The 6,243-nt window shown below is 48.6% G+C and carries 6 protein-coding genes and 1 tRNA gene; 3 read left to right on the top strand and 4 right to left on the bottom strand.

The window, feature by feature from the left end; translation table 11 throughout:
* From BIS10_RS16740 to BIS10_RS16730, 3 genes are all read left to right on the top strand, one after another.
* The coding region (locus BIS10_RS16740) for a cell wall metabolism sensor histidine kinase WalK (protein ID WP_253506949.1) at positions 1 to 856 on the top strand (856 nt) is incomplete at its 5' end.
* Positions 857 to 1,492: 636 nt separating this feature from the next.
* Positions 1,493 to 1,981, top strand: coding sequence for a pyridoxamine 5'-phosphate oxidase family protein (locus tag BIS10_RS16735; protein ID WP_253506946.1), 489 nt, complete (start codon positions 1,493 to 1,495; stop codon positions 1,979 to 1,981).
* Positions 1,974 to 2,528 (top strand): CAP domain-containing protein, encoded by a 555-nt coding sequence (locus BIS10_RS16730; RefSeq protein ID WP_253506942.1) that lies wholly within the window; start codon positions 1,974 to 1,976, stop codon positions 2,526 to 2,528. Before BIS10_RS16735 ends, BIS10_RS16730 begins: the two co-directional genes overlap by 8 nt.
* A 527-nt stretch (positions 2,529 to 3,055) precedes the next feature.
* Here the strand turns inward: BIS10_RS16730 and BIS10_RS16725 are convergent.
* The 4 genes from BIS10_RS16725 to BIS10_RS16710 all read right to left on the bottom strand — a co-directional run bounded on the left by BIS10_RS16725 (position 3,056) and on the right by BIS10_RS16710 (position 5,685).
* The gene (locus BIS10_RS16725) at positions 3,056 to 4,006 is read right to left on the bottom strand and encodes a hypothetical protein (protein WP_253506939.1); all 951 of its coding nucleotides are present in this window, start codon (positions 4,004 to 4,006) and stop codon (positions 3,056 to 3,058) included.
* Positions 4,007 to 4,124: 118 nt separating this feature from the next.
* A complete protein-coding gene (locus BIS10_RS16720; protein WP_253506936.1) occupies positions 4,125 to 4,700 on the bottom strand; it encodes a hypothetical protein in 576 nt (191 codons plus the stop codon).
* 76 nt (positions 4,701 to 4,776) lie between these two features.
* Positions 4,777 to 5,580: a hypothetical protein gene (locus BIS10_RS16715; protein ID WP_253506935.1), complete on the bottom strand. Its 804-nt coding sequence runs from the start codon at positions 5,578 to 5,580 to the stop codon at positions 4,777 to 4,779.
* A 15-nt stretch (positions 5,581 to 5,595) separates the two neighbouring features.
* A tRNA-OTHER gene (locus BIS10_RS16710) sits at positions 5,596 to 5,685 on the bottom strand.
* Positions 5,686 to 6,243: the final 558 nt, after the last annotated feature.

Here is a 6,243-nt window from a genome sequence, read left to right as displayed (position 1 = left end):
AAGTTACGTTTTGGTCTTGTTACCATGCTGCCACCTAGTGATGTCTTGGTGCATATTAGCACCTCTAAGTAGGTGGCCAAATTCACTATGCCACTACAAAGACCCCGACGGCCGCTGGGTGATATGGTCGCTGATTGAAGACATTACCGAGCGCCGCCGATTGGATAAAATGAAAAACCAATTCATTGCTACCGTTAGCCACGAACTACGCACACCGCTAACCTCCATCAACGGCTCTCTCGGCCTACTGGCAGGCGGTGCCGTGGGAGAACTCCCCGCCCCGGTGACAGCACTGCTGGATACCGCTCAGCGCAATGCGCAACGTCTGGCGTTATTGATCAACGACTTGCTAGATATGGAAAAACTGGTAGCGGGCAAAATGCCAATGAACCCGGAGGAGCAAGCACTCACTCCCCTGGTAAATGAGGCCATCGAGTCACTCGCAGGCTACGGTGAGCAGCATAAAGTAGCCATCCACACCTCTGGCCATTGGCCGAAGGTTCAAGTCTTGGTCGATGGCCCCCGGCTGATTCAAGCCCTCACCAACTTAATGTCGAATGCGATTAAGTTCACCCCTCAAGGCGATGCTGTTGATGTATCGGTCACTTTCAACGGCGATAAAGCGACGATCATCGTGCGCGACCATGGCCCTGGCGTAGACCCTGCGTTTAAAAGCCAACTGTTCCAGCGCTTTTCTCAAGCCGACAGCAGCGATACACGCAAGCTTCCTGGTACCGGGCTTGGGTTAGCCATTACCCGGGAAATTACCCATCAGCTCGGTGGCGAAGTGCACTACCGAGATGCCACAGGCGGTGGCAGCGAATTTTATATTGAGCTACCAGGGCGAGAGGCATAGCACGCCCGGCACTTCTTCTAGAATGGCCTAAAAGGCTATTGTTTAGCAGTAAAAACCACCCTTCTAAGGCTCAATGTAAACGCCCTACTTTATTGGTAGGGCGCTGCAAAATCAGTACGTCACGATGCATCCAGGCCCGGCCTACCCCCACTCAAGCTGGCAATATTCCGCGCTTGTAAGATATCTCTTACAAACATGTCAGAGATGTCTTACATAATTTTATCGGTATATAGGCTAAGGTGTGAATACGCCAAAGCATGCCGCGTACAGGAAGTGCGACAAGTTATCTCAAGGACGATGCCAAGGAAGAAGTTAGGCGGAAGGAACAAGGACACGCGGCAAGCCATGGATGGCTTCTTTACTCCCTCTTATGTTCGATAGCGCTGCTTCACCCCGCACCTTTGCAGTATCCAACGACTGTTGAAACCACCCACCTCGGCTTATGCCACCAGCAGTACCACTGCCACAAAGCCCTCACCGCTTACTTGATGACGACCACAATGGTAGCTAGTCTGTGAGTAGGATTTGTACAAACGTAAGCGTAAGCAGCAAACTTCCGTATAAATTCTAGCCATAGACGGCGCACCAATACCTGTACGGCCAGCGCCGTCCTCAATTCATAAGGAGAGTGAAGCGATGTCTAGCCCAGAGCATAAGCAAAAAATCTGGAAGATGATTAAGGATATCAAAGTAGGTATGTTGGTAACGTTAGACCACGATATGCCCCGAGCTAGGCCCATGCACCTAGTGCAGGACGAATACGACGGCACGCTCTGGTTCTTTACCCGCCGCAGCGCTGAAAAAGTACTGGAAACCCAAAGCGACCACGACGTGTGCCTCAGCTTTTCCGACCAAGAAGAAGGCACGTATGTTTCCCTTTCGGGCAAAGCCAACGTGATCGACAACCGGGAGCTGATCGAAAAATACTGGAACCCCTTTGTGGCTGCCTGGTTCCCTGAAGGCAAAGACGACCCCGATGTCGCCCTGCTGGAAGTGAAAGTAGAAATGGGCGAACACTGGAAAGCCAAAGAGAGCAAAACGTTCCAGCTTTACGAGATTGCCAAAGCCAATCTCAAAAAAGACGCTACGCCCAACTTGGGCGAAAACGAGAAATTCGGTGGATAAGCCACTCACAAAGCGCCCGCTGGTTCGGGCGCTTTTTTCTATCGTGCTCACAGCGATAGTTTGGGTAGCCAGCCCTTTTGCCTGGGCAAAAATCGACACGGCCGCCACTTCCACCGCCTGCGCCCCTACCGAACAGCAGCAACAGATGCTGGCACGCGTTAACGAGGCCAGAAACCAAGCCCGCCAATGCGGCGAGCAATCTTTCAACGCCGCCAGCCCCCTCACCTGGAGCTGCCCGCTCACCGCCGCCGCGCAAGCCCACGCAGACGACATGGCCGCTAACGACTACTTCAGCCACACCGGCCAAGACGGCAGCGGCGTAGGCGAACGCGCCACCCAACAAGGCTACCACTGGCGCACCGTCGGCGAAAACATCGCCGCTGGCCATACCAACGCCGAAGCGGCTATTGAAAGCTGGATTAAAAGCCCTGGCCACTGCCGTAATTTAATGAACGATGATTTCACGGAGATGGGCATGGCCCACGCTGAAAATGCCGACGCGCGGTTTACTCATTATTGGGTGCAGACGCTGGGGGCGCCGCGGTAACAGAACAGACACGAAGATAGAGGTTTTTGGCTCACCTGGCAGGAGTTTAAAAAACACATTAAGCAATTGAATTATATGGCCTTAACATGAAATATAAAAAACCAATATACCACACCGTATACCAGCCCCCTCCATCTGCAACCCGCTAACGGCTTATCGTTGGATAACACCACTCGCGATTCAGTTTGCGGCACAGATGGACTTCTTACGGCCGAGCCGTGTGAAAACGTTTGGAGCGTCTCACGCCGGTCAAAAATCAATCAATATTGGTGCTCTCTCGCAAATTCTGAGGTAGTTGCATGGCAAGATTGCTCCAGATTTAACGTACAATCTTCTCCTTCAGGACAGCCAGAGTGTTTTCACACAGGCTCTCCGCCAGAAACGGACTTTAAGGCGACACTGATATAACGCAAAGCTAAGTGGCTAACAAACGTACCACTCAGCTAAATTGACCGCCGTAAACACTAAATTCAAATGAACGCAAAATGCCGAATGTTTGTTAGTCCATCTTGAGTGACTTATTATACCTACTGTTCAACGTAATCTTCTTCTATTTCACGTGCGAGATTTTCAAAGCTTTTATGGCTCTCTTGCAGATAAAATAAGAATATTCGTGCATCTGCCTCTGAAAAGTCATTCATATTAGAGTTAACCAGGTAAGCTTTCACTCGTTTAATTCCGTGAAAGTACTCATCAAGTTCGTACTGAATATGGTCAGGTAACTCATTTCTCTCTTGCAATGCACTTCGGAAGTTATTGTATGTCTCTTCGATTGACTCAAGCATACTAAGACCAAATGAAACATTTGAATTGGATGGTGAGTATATTGCCTGCCCAACCTTTTCAAACATATACCCCATTGTTGAGTGAAGAATATCTGCTAGAGGTTTTCCCATAAATTTAGCCCTATGTTGCTCGTCAATTTCTCGAAGCTTATAACTGATTAATGCGTAAGCATTATTAATACCGATTAGCTGTGTTTCTACTATTTTTTTGAAATCAACGTCGATGAACTCACTTTCCCCCTCGTCGTAGAAACGAGCTAGAGTAAAGCCACCTTTACTCATTGAAATCCGAGAAATGTGATTAAAGTAAGTAGTTTTCTTAACTCTATTCTTTGTTGGGTGACCTATTGAGGCATTTCTAACTGCTCTGATGCTTTTCAGTTCATCAGACAACTCATATGGCACTTCGAATGCTTCAGACAAATGGTTCATCGCATCCTGTTGAATAAATAAAGCCTGCAAAAGTCCATAGGTGTAGATATAAGACAATCCTGCTTCAATAGGAAAGTCAGATTTGAAATAACTTTTTAGCGCTAATCCTGTATCGCCTAGAGTGTCCAAAGAACTACAAATTTGACTCCAGTTATCTAACTCTGAGATCAAAACCTTTTGATATCTGTGAGTATTTATGTGTTCTCGCACTTCACTTTCGATATCAAAGAACTTGACTAAGCTCCCTTCAATATTGCTCATCTATCGCAAGTCCTCACAATAGGTATAACGACGAAGCACAGCGGCGACCTTGGAGTGGCGACGAAGGAGCCACGTAAAGGGCGTCCGGCGGCCATCGGCCGCGAACTGCTGCGCCTTGTTAAATACCGTGTTCAAGCTGATAACCCAAGCTTGCAGTAAACATATCTACCTGCGCATCTTTGAGAACATACTGAGGGATATATTGCATTCCGTCAGGGAGATCTTCTACCGGACTCAACAATGCGCCCCGACCAGGCCCGAAACGGTCAAGAATATAGTCTTTGAGGATGCTACGACCGCTTATGGAGTATGCAGTTCTAAAAATGGATAAATCACCAAGGTAACCGTTGACCTCAATCCAACAGTGACCGCCCCAACTTTTCTGCACAATTTTCCCTGTACCGCTTGGCTCAGGCAGTTTCTCCTTGTACTTAAAAATTCGAGTGCCGGAGATTTTCAAGTCGCCTGCCACAACTATGGCAGGGATGGAAAAATGATCTTTAAGGTAGCTTGCCCAGGCACAACTCAGCATTACACAGGAACCAAATGAAGGCGGCACCTCACGCATTAATGCTTGTGCGCTCTCGCCAAACGGAGCCGGGTCATGGAACCGATAACCGAAATAGGCTTCTGACTCAGCAACTCCGCGAGATTGAGCAATTTTTTGCTTAATCTTTATTTGACGTGTGTTCATAGGTATTTAACGCCCGGCTCACGCGCCGGTTTGGAGCCGCGCAGCGGCGGAAAATCGGTCGCTGTGCAGCCGATTGTTAAGCAATATCTTGGCGGATTGGCCCATGATGAAAAATGTCCTCGAAAAAAGTATCCGGTATTTTCGAAAATTCAGTATCTAAAAAAGACCGTAGCTTACGTCTCCGCGTAGACTCTCCGTTAGCTTTCATCACGTTATCAAAAACCTCTACCAACCCCCGCTGCTCCAACCGCGAAATAAAGCCCTGCATCGTGTGTAGTTGAGGCTCAAGTTGTTCATCTAGTGCTCGCACATAGCGGACTGTAATTGCAATGAGGGTCGTGAAATCCTTCAGGGTTATCTGACTAGACTCGAAATTTTCTAAGGTTTTCCGTATTTCAATACCCGCGTGCCTTTGCTTAAGGACCTGCTCGTGTTCAAGGAGAATTTTCTTCTGAAGCGGAGCCAACCCAATTTTCGCGCTATGGACGACCCTATTGCGCCATCGTACTAGCAGAACAACCATCGGCCACCAATAGGGCTCGGCATCTGAAAGATATTTGGAGATTTCAACAACTCTGTCTGCCGCTCCCTCGGTAGATAGCGCCTTATATAACCTCTCGTCCTCAGTTGAACAATCTTTGAGGAAGTCCAGGTACTTGAGAAGCGCCTCTTCAACAAAAACCAGCGACGCTCGAAGGGCAAATACTCTGGCCTTTGAGGCAGATGTCTCAGGATTAGAACTTTTCCAGCCTATTGTCAGGTCATCAGGTTTCTTGGCAGTCCCTGCTCGCACAGCAGCCAAGCCAACACAGATTGTGTTAACTGAATGGACAGCATCGCCAACCACTTCTAAGAACTGCTTGAGACCTTCACTTTCCATAACTTACTCATGTAATGGTGGTGCCGTGAGGATTCGAACCTCAGTTTCCCGCTTTCACAATCCGACATAATCGGCGGGCGTCTTGGACCGCTAGACGACAGCACCAAATTTTCTGCTTAACAGTTTTATTCATCGCATCGCGAGCTAAAGACCCCTATGAATATTCAACTCTTTCGAACGTCCGCTCAGGGTCGATAGCTGTTAGTTGGGGTGGACAGGCCACTGAACAGAAAACTACCAGCTTCTGTAACCAAACGATGACATCGACACCACTTACATTGCTAGTGATTTCCAACCCCCGGCCGCAAGTAAATTGATACTCATAAACCCCAATTTTAACTTTAATTATTTTTTAGCAGTATTGCCTATTCCTTTACGCCTGTGCAACCCGTACAGCTGCGACTTTAGGCCATCCTGCACCGGAAGGCTTTGGCACTACACAGCCTTATCAGGAATGTCCTGTTTAGCTATCGGCCAGCCGATGGCCTCGCTTTAGGACATTGATCTTCACGGGATCACAGAAGATACATAAATCCGCATGATTTCGCATGACTCCTATGCACCCAAAACCCGCTTACAGCCCAGCAACAGCGGGCTTTGGCCCGTTTTGCGGGGTGCATGAAGAATTGCCCCACAAGCGAACCCCGCAGGCGGGTGGGGGAC

The sequence above is a fragment of the Halomonas sp. 707B3 genome (assembly GCF_024158645.1).
Classification (GTDB): Bacteria; Pseudomonadota; Gammaproteobacteria; order Pseudomonadales; family Halomonadaceae; genus Vreelandella; species Vreelandella lionensis.
Note: the sequence above shows the minus strand (reverse complement) of the source record. Positions and strands in the feature narration are given on the sequence as shown.

Excerpts from the sequence above, each read along its gene's own strand:
- BIS10_RS16720 (WP_253506936.1), bottom strand. The coding sequence starts at position 4,700 with ATGAACACACGTCAAATAAAGATTAAGCAAAAAATTGCTCAATCTCGC.
- BIS10_RS16725 (WP_253506939.1), bottom strand. The coding sequence starts at position 4,006 with ATGAGCAATATTGAAGGGAGCTTAGTCAAGTTCTTTGATATCGAAAGT.
- BIS10_RS16715 (WP_253506935.1), bottom strand. The coding sequence starts at position 5,580 with ATGGAAAGTGAAGGTCTCAAGCAGTTCTTAGAAGTGGTTGGCGATGCT.
- BIS10_RS16735 (WP_253506946.1), top strand. The coding sequence starts at position 1,493 with ATGTCTAGCCCAGAGCATAAGCAAAAAATCTGGAAGATGATTAAGGAT.